18 protein-coding genes, 1 rRNA gene and 1 riboswitch are annotated in these 18048 nt (G+C 69.4%); of the genes, 13 read left to right on the forward strand and 6 right to left on the reverse strand.

Features of this window, described 5'->3' with window-relative positions; genetic code table 11:
- Positions 1-88, forward strand: a 5S ribosomal RNA gene (rrf, locus tag AB0H49_RS32690); the annotation flags it as partial.
- Positions 89-204: 116 nt separating this feature from the next.
- Positions 205-675, forward strand: a complete 471-nt coding sequence (locus AB0H49_RS32695) for an SRPBCC domain-containing protein (RefSeq protein ID WP_357256686.1) — start codon at positions 205-207, stop codon at positions 673-675.
- Between the two features lie 40 nt (positions 676-715).
- Here the strand turns inward: AB0H49_RS32695 and AB0H49_RS32700 are convergent, their stop codons facing one another.
- The 3 genes from AB0H49_RS32700 to AB0H49_RS32710 all read right to left on the reverse strand — a co-directional run bounded on the left by AB0H49_RS32700 (position 716) and on the right by AB0H49_RS32710 (position 4352).
- The gene (locus AB0H49_RS32700) at positions 716-1741 is read right to left on the reverse strand and encodes an ABC transporter substrate-binding protein (RefSeq protein WP_357256688.1); all 1026 of its coding nucleotides are present in this window, start codon (positions 1739-1741) and stop codon (positions 716-718) included.
- Entirely contained in the window at positions 1738-2577 is an 840-nt protein-coding gene (locus AB0H49_RS32705) for an ABC transporter ATP-binding protein (RefSeq protein ID WP_357256690.1), read from the reverse strand. Before AB0H49_RS32705 ends, AB0H49_RS32700 begins: the two co-directional genes overlap by 4 nt.
- Positions 2578-3320: 743 nt before the next feature.
- On the reverse strand, positions 3321-4352 hold the full coding sequence (locus tag AB0H49_RS32710) for an iron ABC transporter permease (protein WP_357256692.1): 1032 nt from the start codon (positions 4350-4352) through the stop codon (positions 3321-3323).
- A 54-nt stretch (positions 4353-4406) separates the two neighbouring features.
- A riboswitch (cobalamin riboswitch) is annotated at positions 4407-4471 on the reverse strand.
- Between the two features lie 113 nt (positions 4472-4584).
- On the opposite strand from AB0H49_RS32710, the gene AB0H49_RS32715 reads away from it, so the two are divergent.
- The 6 genes from AB0H49_RS32715 (at position 4585) to AB0H49_RS32740 (ending at position 11809) form a co-directional block, all read left to right on the forward strand.
- Entirely contained in the window at positions 4585-5751 is a 1167-nt protein-coding gene (locus AB0H49_RS32715; protein WP_357256694.1) for an alpha/beta hydrolase, read from the forward strand.
- Between the two features lie 492 nt (positions 5752-6243).
- Positions 6244-7335 (forward strand): ABC transporter substrate-binding protein, encoded by a 1092-nt coding sequence (locus AB0H49_RS32720; protein WP_357256696.1) that lies wholly within the window; start codon positions 6244-6246, stop codon positions 7333-7335.
- Complete coding sequence (locus AB0H49_RS32725) at positions 7335-8198, forward strand: ABC transporter permease (protein WP_355004154.1); 864 nt, start codon at positions 7335-7337, stop codon at positions 8196-8198. Before AB0H49_RS32720 ends, AB0H49_RS32725 begins: the two co-directional genes overlap by 1 nt.
- Positions 8174-8956, forward strand: coding sequence for an ABC transporter ATP-binding protein (locus AB0H49_RS32730; RefSeq protein ID WP_355004153.1), 783 nt, complete (start codon positions 8174-8176; stop codon positions 8954-8956). Before AB0H49_RS32725 ends, AB0H49_RS32730 begins: the two co-directional genes overlap by 25 nt.
- On the forward strand, positions 8953-10305 hold the full coding sequence (locus AB0H49_RS32735) for an LLM class flavin-dependent oxidoreductase (RefSeq protein WP_357256699.1): 1353 nt from the start codon (positions 8953-8955) through the stop codon (positions 10303-10305). The genes AB0H49_RS32730 and AB0H49_RS32735 overlap by 4 nt, the downstream gene beginning before the upstream one ends.
- A gap of 295 nt (positions 10306-10600) precedes the next feature.
- Positions 10601-11809 carry an MFS transporter gene (locus tag AB0H49_RS32740; protein ID WP_357256701.1) on the forward strand — a complete coding sequence of 403 codons (1209 nt, stop codon included), beginning with the start codon at positions 10601-10603 and terminating at the stop codon, positions 11807-11809.
- 209 nt (positions 11810-12018) lie between these two features.
- Here the strand turns inward: AB0H49_RS32740 and AB0H49_RS32745 are convergent, their stop codons facing one another.
- Entirely contained in the window at positions 12019-12603 is a 585-nt protein-coding gene (locus tag AB0H49_RS32745; protein ID WP_357256703.1) for a TetR/AcrR family transcriptional regulator C-terminal domain-containing protein, read from the reverse strand.
- 133 nt (positions 12604-12736) lie between these two features.
- On the opposite strand from AB0H49_RS32745, the gene bioB reads away from it, so the two are divergent.
- From bioB to AB0H49_RS32770, 5 genes are all read left to right on the forward strand, one after another.
- A complete protein-coding gene (gene bioB / locus AB0H49_RS32750) occupies positions 12737-13750 on the forward strand; it encodes a biotin synthase BioB (RefSeq protein WP_355004149.1) in 1014 nt (337 codons plus the stop codon).
- A 9-nt stretch (positions 13751-13759) separates the two neighbouring features.
- The gene (locus AB0H49_RS32755) at positions 13760-13987 is read left to right on the forward strand and encodes a hypothetical protein (protein ID WP_097248370.1); all 228 of its coding nucleotides are present in this window, start codon (positions 13760-13762) and stop codon (positions 13985-13987) included.
- Positions 13988-14010: 23 nt separating this feature from the next.
- Complete coding sequence (locus tag AB0H49_RS32760; RefSeq protein ID WP_357256706.1) at positions 14011-14655, forward strand: DUF2567 domain-containing protein; 645 nt, start codon at positions 14011-14013, stop codon at positions 14653-14655.
- A gap of 66 nt (positions 14656-14721) precedes the next feature.
- Complete coding sequence (locus AB0H49_RS32765) at positions 14722-15279, forward strand: DUF1353 domain-containing protein (protein ID WP_357256708.1); 558 nt, start codon at positions 14722-14724, stop codon at positions 15277-15279.
- A 218-nt stretch (positions 15280-15497) separates the two neighbouring features.
- Positions 15498-15680 carry a hypothetical protein gene (locus AB0H49_RS32770; RefSeq protein WP_357256766.1) on the forward strand — a complete coding sequence of 61 codons (183 nt, stop codon included), beginning with the start codon at positions 15498-15500 and terminating at the stop codon, positions 15678-15680.
- A 64-nt stretch (positions 15681-15744) separates the two neighbouring features.
- Here the strand turns inward: AB0H49_RS32770 and AB0H49_RS32775 are convergent, their stop codons facing one another.
- Positions 15745-17178, reverse strand: coding sequence for an ATP-binding protein (locus AB0H49_RS32775; protein WP_357256710.1), 1434 nt, complete (start codon positions 17176-17178; stop codon positions 15745-15747).
- Between the two features lie 77 nt (positions 17179-17255).
- Positions 17256-18008 (reverse strand): NUDIX domain-containing protein, encoded by a 753-nt coding sequence (locus tag AB0H49_RS32780; protein ID WP_357256712.1) that lies wholly within the window; start codon positions 18006-18008, stop codon positions 17256-17258.
- Between the last annotated feature and the right edge of the window lie 40 nt (positions 18009-18048).

Here is an 18048-nt window from a genome sequence, read left to right on the forward strand (position 1 = left end):
CGGTCCCATTCCGAACCCGGAAGCTAAGGCCACCTGCGCCGATGGTACTGCACTCGACAGGGTGTGGGAGAGTAGGACACCGCCGGAACATCATTCGCGAAAGCCCCCGACTTCGGTCGGGGGCTTTCGGCGTTTTCAGGGCACGGAAGACCTCCTGCGCGGCAAGGCTCCTGCGCGCCGAAGTCTCGGACTACCGTGGTGCACATGTCCAGCACCAGGATCGGCAAGCACATTCGCGCACCGCGGTCGACGGTCTACGGCTTGCTGCTGGACGCCGACGCGGTGGCGCGGTGGCGGGTTCCCACTGGAATGACCAGCCACGTCCACGAATTCGAGCCGCGCGAGGGCGGCCGGTTCCGCATCACCCTCACCTACGACGGCCCGACCGACACCGGCAAGACCACCGCTCGAACGGATACCTATCAGGGGCGTTTCGTCACTTTGATCCCCGACGAACAGGTCGTGGAGATTCTCGAATTCGAGACCGACGACCCGGCCGCCCGGGGCGAGATGACCGTCGCCGTCACCCTTTCCGACGCGGCCGACGGCGGCACGGATCTGGTGGCGATCCACGAGGGCCTGCCCAGCGCGGTGAAACCGGAGGACAACGAACTGGGCTGGCGCCTCGCGCTGGCCAAACTCGCCACGCTCGCGGAAACCGGCTCGCTCGACTGAGCGAGCCGGTTCACTGAACCGGCCGAGCCGGCGCTTTCGGTCAGCGCACCGCGTCGTCCACGCGGGGCTCGATCCCGGAGGGCGGCAGCATGTTCCACCGCTCCAACTGCTTACGGATCTGCTCGGCGGCGTCGATATTGAGCGGCCCACTCGTCCACAACGCATACGGCAGGTTGAGGAAGCGACCTTCGGTCACCGCGCGCAGCTGATTGATGCCGGGCTTGGCGCGCAGCATCTCGACCTTCTGCTCGAACGACTGCTTCGGGTAGTCCACGAACATGATGGCGTCCGGGTCGGCCGCGGCCAGCCGCTCCCAGGAGACTCTGGTCCAGGTGTCCTCTACGTCGTCGAGGATGTTGCGCGCACCCGCCGCGTCGAGGATCGCCTGCGGCGCACCGAATTTGCCGCTGGAGAACACCGTGTCGCTGGCGCTGTCGAACAGGAAGACGGTCGGCCTGTGCTCGGGCTGCGGTGCGGAACGCAGGGCGGCGAGCCTGGCATCCAGGTCTGCGGTGAGTTCGGTGGCGCGGTCGGCGCGTCCGGTGATCGCGCCCAGGTTGGTGAGATCGGTGCGCAGCGCCGTCCACGGTTCCACGATTCCGCGCTGGCGTTCGCCCTCGCGCTGGCGGCAGCTCTCGGTGAGCACGTACGCTGCGACGCCGTCCTTGCCCAACGAGTCGGGAGTGAGGTTCTTCGCCTCGTCGTAGCCGTAGCTCCAGCCCGCGATCATGACGTCCGGGCGCTGGGCGAGGACGGTCTCGCGCGCGGGATATTCGGGGGCGACGGATTTCAGTGAGTCGACCACGGGTCCGTAGTGGCGGCGCAGTGTGTCGGCGTCGCGCTGCAGACTGGAGACGGCTACGACCTGGTCTTGGGCGCCGAGTGCCAGCGCCATGGAGATGAGGTTGCCGTCGTTGACGAACATCCGCTGCGCGGGCGCGGGGAACTGGACGTCTCGGTCGCAGTTGCGGACGGTGAGCGCGCCCGCCGCGGGGGACTGGTTGCCACAGGCCGCCAAGGTGGCGGCGAGCGTGGCCGCGGCCAGCATTCGGGACGTGTTCTTCATGGTGTCGCCTCTCGCGGGGTGATCAACAGATGGGTTTCGCCGGTGTCGGGATGCGCGACGCGGGTCGCGCGCACACCGAAGACGGATGCGACCACCTCGGGCCGCAGCGCCGTCTCGGGCGGTTCCGGCGGACGCGCGCGGCCGTTGTTCAGCACCAGGATTCGGTCGCAATAGCGGTCGGCAAGAGCGAGCTCGTGCAGGGCCATGACCACGGTGCGGTTCAGGGTGCGGGCCAAGGCCAACAGCTCCAGCCGATGGGTGATGTCCAGGTGATTGGTCGGCTCGTCCAATATCAGCACCGGCGTGTCCTGCACGAGCGCCCGCGCCAACAGGACCCGCTGCCGTTCGCCTCCGGAGAGCCGGTGCACTGGCCGCTCGGCGAAGCCCGCCAGGTCGACCGCTGCCAGCGCCTCCTCGATCACATGCCGCTCGCGCGGTGACCCGACGCCCCACGGCGGTAGATAAGGTGTGCGCCCGAGCGCTACCACTTCGCCCGCGAGCAGATCGGCGGGCGGCCGTTCGTCTTGGGCGACCAGCGCCACGGTCTTGGCACGCTCGCGCGGCGACAGCTCGTGCAGCGCGCGACCACCCACGTGGACTCGCCCCGCCGTCGGCCGCCGCACGCCCGCGAGCACATGCAGCAATGTCGTCTTGCCGCTCCCATTGGGACCGACGATCCCCACGACTTCCCCGGTCCGGATCGTGAACGACGCGTCCACCACGACATCCCGCCGCCCGACCGCGCACGTCAACCCGGCGGCGTCGATATCGGCTCCTGCTCTCCTGTGCGGGCTCGGTGCGGTGGCGTCCAAGTCGGTGTCGGCTCCTGCTGCCACAGGCGGGCTTGTCGTCGAGGCGTCCAAGTTGTCGCTTCCTACCGTCACGCGCGGGCTTGTCGCGGAGGTGTCCAAGTTGTCGGCTCCTGGTGCCACACGCGGGCTTGTCGCGGAGGTGTCCGAGTTGTCGGCACCTGCTGCCACGTTCGGGCTTGTCGCGGAGGCGTCCAAGTCGTCGCTTCCTGGTGTCACGCGCGGGCTTCCTGCCGATGCGTCGAATTGGGCCGTCGCGCGTGCCTCCACCCGCGAACCGGTGGCCGTGTCTTTGCCGCCGGTTGTCCGCTGTGCCGGATCAGGCGACGGTGAATGGGCCGTCGCGTACGGCGATCCGTTGCTGTTCTCCGTCGCGTCGCCCATCTCGCCCGTCGACCCCGGACGAGCTCGGCGTTGAAACAGTCGTCGCCAGGCACCGAGTCGATCGCGGTCCGCTATCGCCGTGAGGTGCGGGCTGACCGGCTCGAGGCGGAAAGCCCGGCCGGGGTGATACCCGCCGCCTGGGGACGGCGGCACCCGGGCCGCGATCGTCCCGCCTGACAGCCCGCCGTCCGGTGTCGACTCCGATATCGGTGATGTGCCGCACTGAGTTCGGTCGTCGGCTATGGCGGTGGCCGGGCGCGGTTCGCCGTCTCGATGCGGGGCGGGCCGACCTGCGCCGCACGGTTGCGGCTCGCCGACGGTGGCGCGGTTCGCGTCGGTGCTCAGCGGCGTCAGGTCTTCGCCGACCTCGTATCTACCCTCCGCGCTCACGCGTCACCGAACCGGTAGCGCCGACGACCGAGGAGCAGCAGGAACGTGGGCGCGCCGATCAGGCCGGTCAGCACGCCGACCGGGATTTCGGTGGGCGGCACCAGGATCCGGGTCGCGGCGTCGGCGACGACGAGGAACAGCGCGCCGCACAGCGCGCAGACCGGCAGCAGACCCCGGTGGCGCGGGCCGACGAGGAGGCGGGCGGCGTGCGGCACGACCAAGCCGACGAACCCGATACCGCCCGATACCGCGACGAGCACGCCGACGAGCACGGCGAGCAGAACGAACAGCGCGATCCGTAACTGCTTCACCGGAACTCCCACCGACACCGCGGTGTCGGCGCCGAGGGTGAGCGCGTCCAGCCACCCCGCGGCGGCCAGCAGCGCGGCCCCGCAGGCCAGTACGACGGCGAGGGGCAGTCCGAGGGTGGTCCAGTCCGCGCCCGCCAGGCTGCCGAGCAGCCAGAACAGAACCGACTGCGCGGCAGCGGGATCCGAGCTGCGGAACACGAGATAGCTGCTGAGCGCGGCGAACGCGGAACCGAGGACGGTGCCGGTGAGTACCAGGCGCAGCGGTGTCAGACCGCCCTGTGCGACGGCGATCAGGAAGACCAGCGCGGCCGCCGCCAACGCGCCGATCAGCGCGCCGCCGGACAGCGCCCATACCCCCGCGCCGGCGAACAGCCCGGAGGTGATCACCGCCGCGGCGCCGACGCCCGCGCCGGAGGACACACCGAGGAGGAATGGATCGGCCAGCGGGTTGCGCACGAGCGTCTGCATCGCGGCGCCTGCCAAGGCCAGTCCCGCGCCGACCACGGCCGCCAGCAGCGTCCTCGGCACGCGCAGCTGCCACACGATGGTGTCCAGCGCGAGGTCGGTGGGAGTCCCGCCGACGAGGCGCATGCGCAGGACCTCGGTCACCGAGGAGACGGGCAGTGTCTCGGCGCCGAAACCGGTGGCGATGATCATCGCGACGGCGAGCAGCGCGCACAGCGTCGGGATGGCGATCGATGTCCGGACACGGATCATCGGCGGTGCTCCACAGGCAAGTCGCGGCCCTTCCAGAGATGTCTCGGCAGGGGAGGTCTGACTTTCGCCGTGTTGGCGATCACAGTGGCGCGACCGTTCCGGATTCTCACCGGATTCCCGCACCCGCCGGGGATGACGCCAGAATTCTACCGGTCAGTTGGCTTTCCAGGCGTCCGGGTCGTTCGGCGGCGACTACGTGGCAGCCCTTCGCATCCGTCGATACCGTGAAGAGATGTCGCCGTTGGACGATCGGCACCCGTCCACCGTCACCGACTGGGATGATGCGCGACGGAAGGCTCGGCTCCGGGAGACCCGCCTCGGGCACCGGTGGACGACGTTGCGCCGCACCAGGTTGACACTGCTGCGGGTCGCCGCACTGCTGATACTCGTACTCACCGTGTTCATCCAGTACTGGGTGCACGATGTCGCCCCCGAGCGCGCCAGACTCGCGCTGACCGAGCCCGCGCTGCTCCCCGTCGCGACGCCCGCGCGGGAGGAGAACTGGGACACCGCGGTCGTCGATCTGGTCGGACTGGGCGGCCTGAACGCCTCCGACACGGCGGCGTCGTTGCCCGCGCTGCGGCGGATGGGCGTGGTCTGGGCCATCAAATACGACAATCAGGGCATCGACAGCAAGGTGATCGCCGAACTCGTCGTCCGCGCCGCGCAGATGTCGGGCGTGCGGAACATCGTGCTCGTCGGGCACAGCATGGGCGGGGTCATCGCGCTGGAGGTCGGGCAGCACATCCATCTGGGCAGCGACCGGCGGCTGGCCGGCGTGCTGTTGGACTGCACCCCCGTCGATCTGAACGCGGTGCGCCCGGAGAGTCGCGGCCGCGGCGAGGACATGCTGCGCTGGATGGGCTGGTTGCCAGGGGCGCGCGAGAGCCGGGCCCTGCGACTCGCCGTGGAGACCTACGCGCGCCGGGAGCGGTTCGTCGTTCGCGCCGCCGATCCGGTGCCGACGATCCGGTTCGGCGAACTGGGCGACGTGCTGGCCGAAGTCGCGACCGAGAAGGTCTTGTCGCGCAACGCCGCGAGCAACGGGCTCATCGAGTCGCAGTTCCTCGCCATCGTCGGTGGCGGCGCGATCGACAATCTGCGCGCGCTGTCCCGTCCGGTCGACGGCAAACCGCGCCCGGCCATCGTGTTCATCCGGCCGCGCGACGCCGAGCGGGACCGTGTCGTCGATGTCGAGTACTCGCACCAGGTGCTCGTCGAGCGCGCGGGCGGAGTGGACGGCAGCCTGCTCGTCGTGCTGCCACGCAACACCGGTCACGCCAACCCGAGGCAGGCGCCGCAGGAGTACAACAAGGTCATCGACCAGCAGGTCATGCCATTCTTACAGCGGTATCTGGATCAGGTGCGTGGGGTTCGTAGTGCCGCGGCGCCGGGTTGATCCGGTGCTGCGGCGCCGGGTTGATCCAGTGGTGGCGCCGGGTTGATCCGGTGCTGCGGCGCCGGGTTGATCCAGTGGTGGCGCCGGGTTGATCCGGTGCCGCGGCACTAGGTTGATCCAGTGCTGCGGCGCCAGGTTGATCCGGTGCCGCGGCACTAGGTTGATCCAGTGCTGCGGCGCCAGGTTGACCCAGCGCGGCGGCACTAGGTTGATCCAGCGCGGCGGCGCCGGGTTGACCCAGCGCGTCGGTGGCGGGCTGGCACAGCGCGGCGGCTCCGGGTCGAGTAAGGCACCGCGGTGGCGCGCTGGCACAGTCCCGCGGGAGCCGGGTCGGCAGAGTGCGGCGGTGGTCGGACGGCACAGCGTCGAGGTGGTCGGATAGCGCGGTGGCGCGAATTGAGCACAGCGCTGCGGCGCGCGGTCTGACACCGGTTCGAATCATGCTGCCGTTAACCGTGTTCGGGCCTGTTTCGTCCTGCTTGACTACCCAGCATGTTTCGACCGAGTACGTTCTTACCCGGCCTCCGTGGCCGCACCACCGCCGCCTTGCTCGCCGTGGCGACCGCTGCGACCCTCGGGCTGACCGGTTGCGCGAAGGACGACACACCGGTCGTCGACACCGCCAATTCGCCGCTGCCGACCGAGGTGCCCGCTGGCACCAAGCTGATCGTCGCCGATCAGCAGGAGCGCCTGCAGAGCGTGCTGCGCTTCTCCGGTGAACTGGACAAGCTGCCGTTCCAGGTGGAGTTCGCCAACTTCGTCGGCGGTCCCGCCATTCTGGAGGCGTTCCGCGCGGGCGCGGCCGACGTGGCGCCGGTCGGCGACGTGCCGCCGATCCACGCGCTGGTCGCGGGTCAGGACGTGCCGATCGTCGGCGCGCAGCAAACGAGCCCCGCCGCATTGAAATTGGCGGTCGCGCCCGGCCGCACCGCGACCACGCTGGCCGATCTGAAGGGCAAGAAGATCGCCTACGCCGAGGGCACGGCACAGCAGGCCGCGGTGTTGCGCGCGCTGGACAAGGCCGGGCTGAAGATCGGCGACGTGCAGCTGGTCCGGTTGCAGCTGGCCGAGTTCCTCGACGCGGTGCGCACCGGCCAGGTCGACATCGCCCCGCTGATCGAGCCGAATGTGACCCGCCTGCTGCGCACGCCCGGCACGTCGGTGATCTCGGACTCCGAGACCGCGGGCATCTACGGCGGACTGGCCTACTTGTACGCGCGGCGCGCGGTGACGCAGGATCCGGCCAAGTCGGCCGCGGTCGGCGCACTGGTCGGCGCTTATGTCCGGGCCTACCAGTGGGTGAACACCCATCGCGAGGAGTGGGCGCAGAAGTACTACGTGGACAACCAGAAGGTCAGCCCCGAGGACGCGCGGCGCATCGTGGAATCGCTGGGCACCTACACCTTCCCGCACCTGGACCAGCGGCTCGTCGACCGGCAGCAGTCCACCATCGACGCCATCGACGCCGCGGGCGAACTGCCCGAGAGAGTCAGCGCCAGCAACGGTTTCGACCTGCGCTACGACGCCGTCGTGACGCGCGCGGTCGCCGAATCCGGCGCTTCCCACGAACCGAAGGAGCGGTGATGGCGACACTCGAAGCGGGCGTACTCGGCCGATTCGGCAGGGCGACGACAGCGCCCGTCGAACTTCAGGCGCGCGGCAAGGTGTCGCGGCGCAGGCTCGGTCCCGGCAAGCCGATTCCGTTCGGCATCGCCCTCGGTCCGACGCTGCTGGTGGCGGCGTGGGTGATCGGATCCGCAACGGGCACACTGGATCCGGACACGCTGCCCGCGCCGTGGACGGTGGCGCAGACGGCAGGGGACCTCCTCGCCGACGGTCGCTTGCAGTCCAATCTGCTGACCTCGGTGCAGCGCGCCGGTCTCGGTTTGGGCCTCGGCGTCGCCATCGGCGTGGTGCTCGCGCTGGCCGCGGGGCTGAGCCGCGTCGGAGAGGCGGTGCTGGACGGTCCGATTCAGATCAAGCGCGCGATTCCGACGCTGGCGCTGATCCCGCTGTTCATCGTGTGGTTCGGCATCGGCGAGGAGATGAAGCTCATTGTCATCACCACCAGTGTGCTGGTGCCGGTGTACATCAACACGCACGCGCACCTGCGCAGCGTGGACGCCCGATACGTGGAACTCGCCGAGACCGTTCAGCTTTCACGGTGGGGCTTCATCCGCCGCATCGCACTGCCCGGCTCGCTGCCCGGTTTCTTCATCGGCCTTCGCCTCGCGGTCACCATCTCGTGGCTGGCGCTGGTCGTGGTCGAACAGGTCAATGCCACCAGCGGCATCGGCTACCTGATGACGCAGGCGCGTACCTACGGCCAGATCGACGTCATCGTGGTCGGTCTGGTGATCTACGGCCTGCTCGGGTTGTTCGGCGACATCGCCGTGCGCGCATTGGAAAGGAGGACGCTGGCATGGCGCCAGACACTCGCGGACTGAATGTGGTCCGTGCCCGAAACCTCAGCCGCGGCTTCGGTGACCGGGTTGTATTGCGCGGCATCGACCTCGACATCGCTCGCGGCGAATTCGTCGCGCTGCTCGGTCGCAGCGGCTCTGGCAAAAGCACCCTGCTGCGCGCGCTGGCCGAATTGGACGACGACGTGCCGGGTTCCGGCGATCTCGCGGTGCCCTCGGAACGCGCCGTGGTGTTCCAGGACTCGCGGTTGCTGCCGTGGGTGCGGGTGCTCGACAACGTGACACTGGGCCTCAGCGGTGCGGGTTCGGCGGATCGAGGCCGCGCGGCGCTCGCCGAGGTCGGCCTCGGTGGCCGCGAGAAGGCCTGGCCCAAGGAGCTTTCCGGCGGCGAACAGCAGCGCGTGGCACTGGCCCGCTCGCTGGTGCGCGAACCCGAGCTGCTGCTTGCCGACGAACCGTTCGGCGCGCTCGACGCGCTGACCCGGATTCGGATGCACGCGCTGCTGCAGGAGCTGTGCGCCAAGCACAAGCCCGCGGTGCTGCTGGTCACCCACGATGTCGATGAGGCGGTGTTGCTCGCCGACCGCGTGCTCGTCCTCGACGCCGGCCGCATCGCCATCGACCTGCGCATCGAGCTCGAACGTCCGCGCCGCCACAGCGATCCGGAGTTCATCGCGGCGCGCGAGCAGCTGCTCGCCGGGCTCGGTGTCGACCCCCTTGTCAGCGCGGCCGGTGACGCGGCCGCCTCCCATCTTCACGAGGAAGAGAAGCAAGCCTCATGACCGAGCGACCGCGCCAGCTGAGCCTGAACGCGTTCATCTACCCGTCCGGCCACCACGAGGCGGCCTGGCGGCACCCGCAGAGCCGTCCCGACCGGATCTACGACGTCACCTACTACCAGGAGATCGGCCGCACCGCCGAGGCCGCGAAACTCGACGCGGTGTTCTTCGCCGACGGACCGGCCCTGCGCACCAATGTCGCGCACAACGCGGCGCCCGGCCTGGAGCCGATCACGCTGCTGACCGCGATCGCCGCGGCCACAACGCGTCTCGGCCTCATCGCCACCGCGTCCACCACCTACTACGAGCCCTACAACCTGGCAAGGCTGTTCTCCAGCCTCGACCACATCTGCGGCGGGCGCGCGGGCTGGAACATCGTCACCACCGGAACAGACCTGGCGGCGGCCAACTTCGGCCTCGACCGGCATCCCGGCCACGCGGAAAGATACGCCCGCGCACGGGAATTCGTCGACGCCGTGGTAGCGCTGTGGGACAGCTGGGAGGACGATGCGATCCTGCTCGACCAGGCCGCGGGCGTCTACGCCGATCCGGACAAGATCCACCGCATCGACTTCGAGGGCGAATACCTCAAGGTGCGTGGACCGTTCAACGCGGCGCGTACGCCGCAGGGCTACCCGGTGCTGGTGCAGGCGGGCGCGTCCAATGACGGCCGGTCCTTCGCGGGCCGCTACGCCGAAGCCATCTTCACCGCGCACCAGCGGCTCACCGACGCCCAAGCCTTCTACGCCGACATCAAGGCCAAGGCACGGGAATTCGGCCGCGACCCCGACCAGGTGAAGATCTTGCCCGGCATCAGCCCGTTCATCGGCGACACCGAGGCCGATGCCAAACGGCTCGAGCGCGAGTTCAACGAGCTCACCGTGCCGGAATATGGCCTTGCCCAACTGGAGAGCATCGCGGGCAAGAGCCTGCGGCACCTGGCGCTGGACGAGCTGGTCCCGGTCGAGGAGTTCGACGGCGCGGGCGACGTCACCGACAACGGGCAATCGCGGCTGCAGGTGGTGGCGGGCATCGTGCAGCGGGACCGTCCGACGCTGCGCGGGTTGCTGCACAGGTTGGCGGGCGCGCGCGGGCACCGGGTCTTCGCCGGAACCCCCGAGCAGGTCGCCGACACCATCGAGGAGTGGTTCCGCAATGGCGCCGCCGACGGATTCAACGTGATGCCGCCGTACTACCCGGGCGGACTCGAGGTCTTCACCTCGACCGTGGTGCCGATCCTGCAGGAGCGCGGGCTGTTTCGCACCGAATACAGCGGAACCACGTTGCGCGACCACTTCGGTCTCGCGCGGCCGGAGAGCCGGTTCGCCCGTCGCCCGGCGCTCGCCCGGTGAGCGGGGCGGACAGCGACTGTTCCGAGCATCGTCCGACCGTCGGGACGGCGGTTGTCGCGAGATCGTGGACGCACTCGACAGTGCCGGTGCGCAATCGGATTCGTTTCGGTCGCGCGGCACGCGACTCGTCGGCGGGTGAGCTGCGCCGCGCCGGTGACGAGCTGCGCCGCGTCACCACCGGCGGGCTGCGTCGTGCCGTCTCGGCACGTTTCGAATCCATTGGGCGGCAGCGGGTTACGCTGGGAGTGGTGGCGTGTCGATGCGGTGCCCGCGTGGATGCTCGGCGGTCGGGGCGGTGAGCGGGGAACTAGCCGAAAAGCCCTCGCTCGCCTCGGATCCGGTGCGGCTGCGCAGCCTGACCTGGTCCGTGTTCGTGCCGATGGCGTTGTACGGCACCGGCTTCGGTGCGGCCGCGCCCATGTACGCGTTGCGTGCGCTGGACCTCGGAGCGTCGGTCGGGCTGGCCGGTGTGATCGTCGCGCTCGGTGGGCTCGGAATGGTGCTCACCGACCTGCCCGCCGGGCGCATCGTCGCGCGGATCGGTGAGCGCGGCGCGGTCGGTCTCGGTTCGCTGCTCGGACTGCTCGGCGTACTCGCCGCCATCTTCGCGCCGAATCTGGTGGTGCTGGCCGCGGGCATGCTGCTCAACGGCGCCGCGGGCGCGGTATGGGGGCTGGCCCGTCAGTCCTACATCGTGGCGGTGGTGCCGCCCGCCGATCGTGGGCGCGCGCTGTCGACGCTGGCGGGCGCGCACCGGCTCGGGTTCTTCTGCGGACCGTTCCTCGGGGCGGGGCTCGTGCACGGGATGGGACCGAACGGGGCGCTGTGGTTGCAGTGCGCGACGACGGTGCTCTCGGGTCTGGCGATGGTCGGCATCCGCGGTGTCGACGGGGAACAGGACGCGGGCGCGCACACCCTACGGTCCGTCATCGTCGAAAACCGCAGGCTGCTAGGGACTTTGGGGGCTGCGGCGTTGTTGACCGGCGCGGCGCGCGCCGCCCGCCAGGCGCTGCTGCCGCTGTGGGCGGCGCACATCGGACTCAGTCCAGCGACCACCAGCCTCATCTTCGGCGTCGCCGGTGCGGTGGACGTGCTGATGTCGTACCCAGCCGGTGTGTGGCTGGACCGGCGTGGCCGCCGTGCCACCGGGGTGCCGTCCATGCTCTGCTTCGCGGCGGGCTACGCCGTGCTGCCGTGGACGGACACCGCGCTCACCATGGGGGTCGCGGCGTTGCTGCTCGGGCTGGCCAACGGGATCAGCAACGGCCTGATCATGACCGTCGGCGCGGATGTCGCACCGGAAGGGCGTCGCGCGGAGTTTCTCGGCGCGTGGCGGCTCACCCACGACGTCGGCATGTTCGCGGGGCCGATCGCCGTCGGGGTGATCAGCTCGGTGGCCGTGCTCGGCGCGGCGGCTCTCGCACTGGCGTTCTCCGCGGCGGCGGGCGCGGTCGCGATGCACCGCTGGTTTCCCGGGGTAGCAGGTCGACTGCGGACGAAGTGACGTCCGCGGGTGCGACACCGCTGGCGACCAGTGCCGCGTCCAGAATGGTCGGCGCGACAGCCGACCGAAGGTCACCTTCATCCGGTCAGACCAACTGGAAGCGACCTTCATTCACCCGCCCAGTGCACCGACCGAGGGCGACCTTCCTCGTGGTGGGCCGGTGACGGTGGCCTTCGGTCGGATCGGGTGGCGTCGGAGGCTTGCCCCGCTCAGCGGATGCGGCTGCCCAGCAGGTGCCGAACGCCCGCGACGAACAGTTGCAGGCCGAAGTCGAAACGGGCTGTCGCGTCCGGGGTTTCGTCGATCGGAGTGCCGTCCTCGGGCAGCGCGCCCGCCGAATCCATCTGCATGCGGGACTGTTCGTCGACGGTCTGACCGAGCACGTAGTACAGCAGGGTGAACGCGGCCAGCTCGGCCTCCTGGCGCGGCATGCCCGCGCGAATGGCGGCGCTGGCGAGGCGTTCGCGGCCCTTGCTCGTGGTCAGTCGGGAGGCGTAGGTGGACGAGACCAGTTCGGCGCCGTCGCGGTAGGCGAGCAGGCAGTCGCGCAGCCGGTGCGCGAGCTCGGAGATCTGGCCGGACCACTCTTCGGCGGTCACCGGATCCTCCATCGGCGCGAGGATGCGGTCGGCGACGGCGCCCAGCAGCGCCTGCTTGTTGGGAAAATGCCAGTACAGCGCGCCGGGCTGCACCTGAAGCGAGCTCGCCAGCCTGCGCATCGTCAGATCGGCGAGGCCGTACTGGTCGAGAATGGCGATGGCGCCGTCGACCACGTCCGCCCTGTGCAGTTGCACCCGAATTCCTCCCCGTCGTGTTTTGACTCACTCCTACCGCTACCCTAGCCTGAACACCGTTCAAGTTGCACGGCCACCTCGGGCGCGAGGCGCGTCGTCGCCGACAGGCAGTTCAGCCGAAGGGATCCGTCCAGTGACGCAGGCACCCGTTGACACCGATATTCTCTCGATCGCCCGCGAGCAGGTGCTCGAGCGTGGCGAAGGCCTGACCCAGGAGCAGACACTCGCGGTGCTGCGCCTCGGCGACGACCGGCTCGAGGAGCTGCTGTCGCTGGCCCACGACGTGCGCATGAAGTGGTGCGGTCCGGAGGTCGAGGTCGAGGGCATCATCAGCCTCAAGACCGGTGGCTGCCCTGAGGACTGCCACTTCTGCTCGCAGTCCGGTCTGTTCCAGTCGCCGGTGCGCGCCGCCTGGCTCGACATCCCGAGCCTGGTCGAGGCCGCCAAGCAGACCGCCAAGACCGGCGCCACCGAGTTCTGCATCGTCGCCGCGGTGCGCGGACCGGACGAGCGGCTGATGGCGCAGGTCGCCGCGGGCGTCGAGGCGATCCGCAACGAGGTCGACATCCAGGTCGCCTGCTCGCTGGGCATGCTGACCCAGGAGCAGGTCGACCAGCTTGCCGCCATGGGCGTGCACCGCTACAACCACAACCTGGAGACCGCCAAGTCGCACTTCCCGCAGGTCGTCACCACGCACACCTGGGAGGAGCGCTGGGACACCCTGCGCATGGTGCGCGAGGCGGGCATGGAGGTGTGCTGCGGCGGCATCCTCGGCATGGGCGAGACCCTGGAGCAGCGCGCCGAATTCGCCGCGCAGCTGTCCGAATTGGAGCCCGACGAGGTGCCGCTGAACTTCCTCAACCCGCGCCCCGGCACCCCGTTCGGCGACCTCGAGGTGCTGCCCGCCGCCGACGCGCTGCGCGCCGTCGCCGCGTTCCGTCTCGCGCTGCCGCGCACCATTCTCCGCTTCGCGGGCGGCCGTGAGATCACCCTCGGTGATCTGGGCGCCAAGCAAGGCATTCTCGGCGGCATCAACGCCGTCATCGTCGGCAACTACCTGACCACCCTCGGTCGCCCGGCCGAAGCGGACCTGGATCTGCTCGGTGAGTTGAAGATGCCGATCAAGGCGCTCAACGAAACGCTGTAGGGCCGGGCCATGAGTACTGTCATGGATATGGACGAGCGCTACAACCCGTTCACCGGCAAACGGATCGTGCCCGGTCTCGACGACGCGGTGCCCGCCGCGGCCGCGCTCGGCCTCGAGCCGCCGCGGTTCTGCGAGCAGTGCGGGCGCCGGATGATCGTGCAGGTGAGTCCCGACGGCTGGTGGGCCAAGTGCTCGCGGCACGGCGTGATCGACTCGAAGAGTCTGGAACACCGCTAGTGGCGGCCGTGCGGGCGCGGGGTGTGCGGACCGAGGCGGGCGTCGCGCTGCTCGTCTTGGCCGCCGTCGCGGTGTTCAGCGTGCTCGTCGGCGTGCTGTGGGGCTTCCTGGCGCCGACCGAACAGCTGCTCGTCACCGAACCGGGACGCGGCGCGCCGCTGACCGGCGAGAGCACCCATCAGTTCGACGCCGTCGCGCTGTTCGTCTGCGCGGGCGCGGTGACCGGACTGCTCACCGCCGTGGCGGCCTGGCGGCTGCGCACGGTGCGCGGGCCGCTGCTGCAACTCGGGCTGGTGTCCGGCTCGCTGATCGGCGCGTATTTCATGGCGCTGGTGGGGGAGACGGTCGCGGAGCTGCTGCACCCGCGTCCGGACGACCCGCCCGTCGGCCAGATCATCGAGCTGCCAACGCAAGTCGGCACGGCGCTCGCGTTGGTCGTGCAGCCGCTGGTGGCCTCGCTGGTGCTGTTGTTCCTCGCGGCGCTCAATCCGTCGGAGGATCTGGGCACCGGCTACGGCAGCGCATTCGGTCGTTCGCGCCCGAGCGAGCCGTTCACGCCGATCGGGTTCGACACCGCGGGGGCGTTCCCGCCGTACGGGAGCTCCTACGGCGGTTACGATCCGGCCGCCGAGGGCGGGACGGATTCGGTGCCCCGCCCGGCTCGCTGACACGTCACCCAACCGTTGCCTCTCCGCGCTGTTTTGGTGCCTCTACCACGTAAAATGGTGGAAAGCATGGCATTCGGAGAGGAACGGGTCGTGGCGTTCATCGGTGGCGGTCCGGTCGTCGAGGAGATCGACGCGAAGTTCTGGCGGCTGTCCGAGCCGCTCGTCTATCGGGGTGACGTTCAGGAATTCACCGTGCCCACGGGCTTCCGTACGGACTTCGCCTCGGTGCCGCGCGCGCTGGTCTGGCTCATTCCCCGCTACGGCGCCTACACCCGCGCCGCCATCCTGCACGACTATCTGCTGCGCTCGCAGGAGGTGAGCAGCGCCGACGCCGACGGACTCTTCCGGCGCTGCCTGCGCGAATTCGGCATTTCGGTGCCGCGGCGCTGGATGATGTGGGCGGCGGTGCGCTCGGCGAACCGGTTGGACGGCGCGAGCCCGCGCGACTGGGTCCTGTTCCTGCTGATCGCGGTGCCCTCGGTGCTGTTCCTGGCGCTGCCGGTGATCGTGGTGACGCTGTTCCTGTGGTTGTTCTGGCTGGTGGAGCTGGCGTTCTGGGCCGGTGGGCGGCTCGCCACCCGCACACCCGCGCCGCCGCCTGGGCCGCAGATGAAAACGGCCTGAACGCTTTTCGGTGCATCACATGCGGGCGGCAAGCTCACGCGCGATCCTGCTCCATGCGCCGCCCGATTCGCGGATTCGCTGCGGCGGGCTCGCGATCGCGCTCCATGCGCCGCCCGCTGCGGCAGTACAAGGTCGAAAAATGGGTGGAGCACGAACGTCGCCGTGGTTACCGTGATCCGGCAACCGAACGGGCGAGCCCAGGGGAGGAGGTGACGACCATGCACGCCCAGCCGCACACCGCACCACACCCCGACACGTCCCGAACCCCTTCGGAACGCCCGGATCTCACCGCTTGGCGCCGCCGCCACGAACTGCGCCGCTCCAACGCCGCCCAGCCGATCCCCGGCAAAAGCCGGTACCGCCGCACCCCGAAACACCGAAACCGTTCCCACGACGCGTGATTCGCCTCGGCGTAGCGAAGTTCGCGGCTGGATGACCGGTTCATGGTCGGCAGCTCGGGGCGCTTCAGCGCCAAGCGGCGACGAGATCTTCGGGACCCCAATGCATCGCCAGCGGGAGTTCGGCTCCGAGACCTGCGCGGGATACCGCGACGAGCGGGGTGCGAGGGTCGGCTCCAGGCACCGAGAGTATCGCCCGGGCGAGGGCGTCGTAGTCGTGGCGATCGAACGGGCGATCCTCCAGCCACTTGATCGATCCGAGGAAGTGGACCGCACCGGCGACCGGCTCACGATCAGCGCCGACGAGATCGATCTCCGGATTGTTCTGCCGGTTCCACCACCCACCGACCGCCTCGGCATCGGGCCAACGCTCATCGGGCAGCAGGCGCAGTAGCGATTCGCGAATCAGTGGTTCGACGGCACGTCCACGCCAGGCCGTCCAGGATCGTTCGATACGCGTGCGAGCGAGATCGCCGCGGCCTCGTTCGATCAGAGGGATTCCGCGCTGTAGGAAGGCAAGCCAGAATCGAAGGTACGAATCGGCGATGCGGTAGCGCTTGTTCTTGCTGTCGGGTTTGGTCGACAGCGGGATATCGGCCGCGACGATTCGTTTGGATCGCAAGGTAGTGAGCAGCGGCGTCAAGGTTCCGGCGGGCAGTGCGCCCACTCCGCCTGCCTGCGCCGCGATGGTGCTGAAAGTGCGCTCGCCGCTGCCGACCGCCTCGAGCACCGCGCGCGATCGCGAGGCTTCCGGAAATTCGCCGAGCAGCGTCAGTTCGCCTGCCACGAGCAGCGGTGACAGCGGGTTGTCCGTCGAAGCGCGTAGGAAGTCGACCCTGCTCATGCCGGGCCGCCACGACTGAACGATCTCTGGGAAGCCGCCGGTGATCAGCAGAGCGTCGACGGCACCGGCCGCGTCGAGTTCGGTCATCGCCTGAACGTCGGCCAGATGGAGAGGTTCGACGGTCATTTTGGCGGCTCGCCCGAAGAACGGGCGCTCGCGGGACTGCACCGCCTCCATCACCGAGATATCGCTGCCGACCAGAATCAGGAGAACGGGCTTGGCCGACAGGTGGCGGTCCCACACGGTCTGCAGCGCACCCTCGTACTCGCCGTCCTGCTCGACCAGCCATGGCACCTCGTCGATCACCGCGATGGTGGGAGAGTCGTCGGGGATCGCAATGGCCAGGGCGCGCAGCGCTTGGTTCCAGTCGGTGGCCTGCAGGCCGGATACCAGTTCCGCGTCACCGAGTGTGGAGTGGGCGACGGTGGAGATGAAGTCCGCGCGCTCGGCTCCGGGGTTGCGTCCGCGGGTGGCCTGGAAGACGACGTAAGGGAGCTTCGATCGATCGCAGAACTCCTGGACGAGCCTCGACTTCCCGACCCGTCGACGGCCGGTCAGGATGACCGCTCGACCTCGTGTGGCCCCGGCCTTCTCGGTGACGAGGACGCGCTGTTGAGCGAGAATGTCGAGGTCGGCTGCTCGGCCCGCGAACTCCACCAGTCCTCCAGTGGATAAACGTAGATGGAATCTTACTTAGATTCATTCTAACTTAGATTCACGCGATGGGTCGACGCTCACTCGGCTCGGGGGCGGAGGGCGGCGAATTCGTCGGTGACGCGGAGGCCGGAGTCGCTGAAGCGGTAGACGGCGGCGGGGCGGCCGCCCGCGCGGCCGGGGGCGGCGGTGGCGCCGGTGGGGGTGATCACCTTGCGGCGCGCGAGGACGCGCTGGAGGTTGGTGGTGTCGACGTCGTAACCCAATGCCGCGCAGTAGATTTCGCGCAGCGTCGACATGGTGAACGCGGACGGGGCGAGTGCGAAGGCGATGTTGGTGTAGGAGAGCTTGGCGGCCAGCCGGGTACGGGCGTGGTCGACGACCGTGCCGTGATCGAAGGACATCGCGGGCAGCGCCGAGACCGGGTGCCACGCGGTGTCGGCGGGCAGTTCCGGTTCGGCGGTCAGCGGGACGAGGCCGAGATAGGCCGACGCGATGCGGCGCGGGCCCGGCACGCGCTCGGGATTGCTGAAGACCGAGAGCTGCTCCAGATGCGTCAGCTCGCGCACGTCGACCTTCTCGGCCAGCTGGCGGCGCGCGGAGGCGTCCAGATCCTCGTCGTCGCCCAATCGCCCGCCCGGCAGCGACCAAGTGTCCTTCTGCGGGTCGAGCGCGCGCTCCCACAGCAACACCGCGAGCTCGGTGCGCTGATCGGGCGGGCACGGGCCCATGACACCGCTCGCAGCGCTCTGACCTGCGCCTTTATTTGTGGGGAAGCGGCGAACCTGGAACACCGCGGTGAGCGATTCGTGGATGGTGCTACTATGGGCCACGTTTTCGATTGTAAGTCGAAAACCTGGTTGAGTGCGAATC

The organism is Nocardia sp. NPDC050713 (assembly GCF_040654315.1).
In the GTDB taxonomy this organism is placed as follows: domain Bacteria; phylum Actinomycetota; class Actinomycetes; order Mycobacteriales; family Mycobacteriaceae; genus Nocardia.

What these genes read in the sequence shown, in the direction of transcription:
- AB0H49_RS32695 (WP_357256686.1), top strand. Translation starts at nt 205, where the DNA reads ATGTCCAGCACCAGGATCGGCAAGCACATTCGCGCACCGCGGTCGACG.
- AB0H49_RS32715 (WP_357256694.1), top strand. Translation starts at nt 4,585, where the DNA reads ATGTCGCCGTTGGACGATCGGCACCCGTCCACCGTCACCGACTGGGAT.
- AB0H49_RS32765 (WP_357256708.1), top strand. Translation starts at nt 14,722, where the DNA reads ATGGCATTCGGAGAGGAACGGGTCGTGGCGTTCATCGGTGGCGGTCCG.
- AB0H49_RS32735 (WP_357256699.1), top strand. Translation starts at nt 8,953, where the DNA reads ATGACCGAGCGACCGCGCCAGCTGAGCCTGAACGCGTTCATCTACCCG.
- AB0H49_RS32770 (WP_357256766.1), top strand. Translation starts at nt 15,498, where the DNA reads ATGCACGCCCAGCCGCACACCGCACCACACCCCGACACGTCCCGAACC.
- AB0H49_RS32725 (WP_355004154.1), top strand. Translation starts at nt 7,335, where the DNA reads ATGGCGACACTCGAAGCGGGCGTACTCGGCCGATTCGGCAGGGCGACG.
- AB0H49_RS32710 (WP_357256692.1), bottom strand. Translation starts at nt 4,352, where the DNA reads ATGATCCGTGTCCGGACATCGATCGCCATCCCGACGCTGTGCGCGCTG.
- AB0H49_RS32720 (WP_357256696.1), top strand. Translation starts at nt 6,244, where the DNA reads ATGTTTCGACCGAGTACGTTCTTACCCGGCCTCCGTGGCCGCACCACC.
- AB0H49_RS32700 (WP_357256688.1), bottom strand. Translation starts at nt 1,741, where the DNA reads ATGAAGAACACGTCCCGAATGCTGGCCGCGGCCACGCTCGCCGCCACC.
- AB0H49_RS32755 (WP_097248370.1), top strand. Translation starts at nt 13,760, where the DNA reads ATGAGTACTGTCATGGATATGGACGAGCGCTACAACCCGTTCACCGGC.
- AB0H49_RS32730 (WP_355004153.1), top strand. Translation starts at nt 8,174, where the DNA reads ATGGCGCCAGACACTCGCGGACTGAATGTGGTCCGTGCCCGAAACCTC.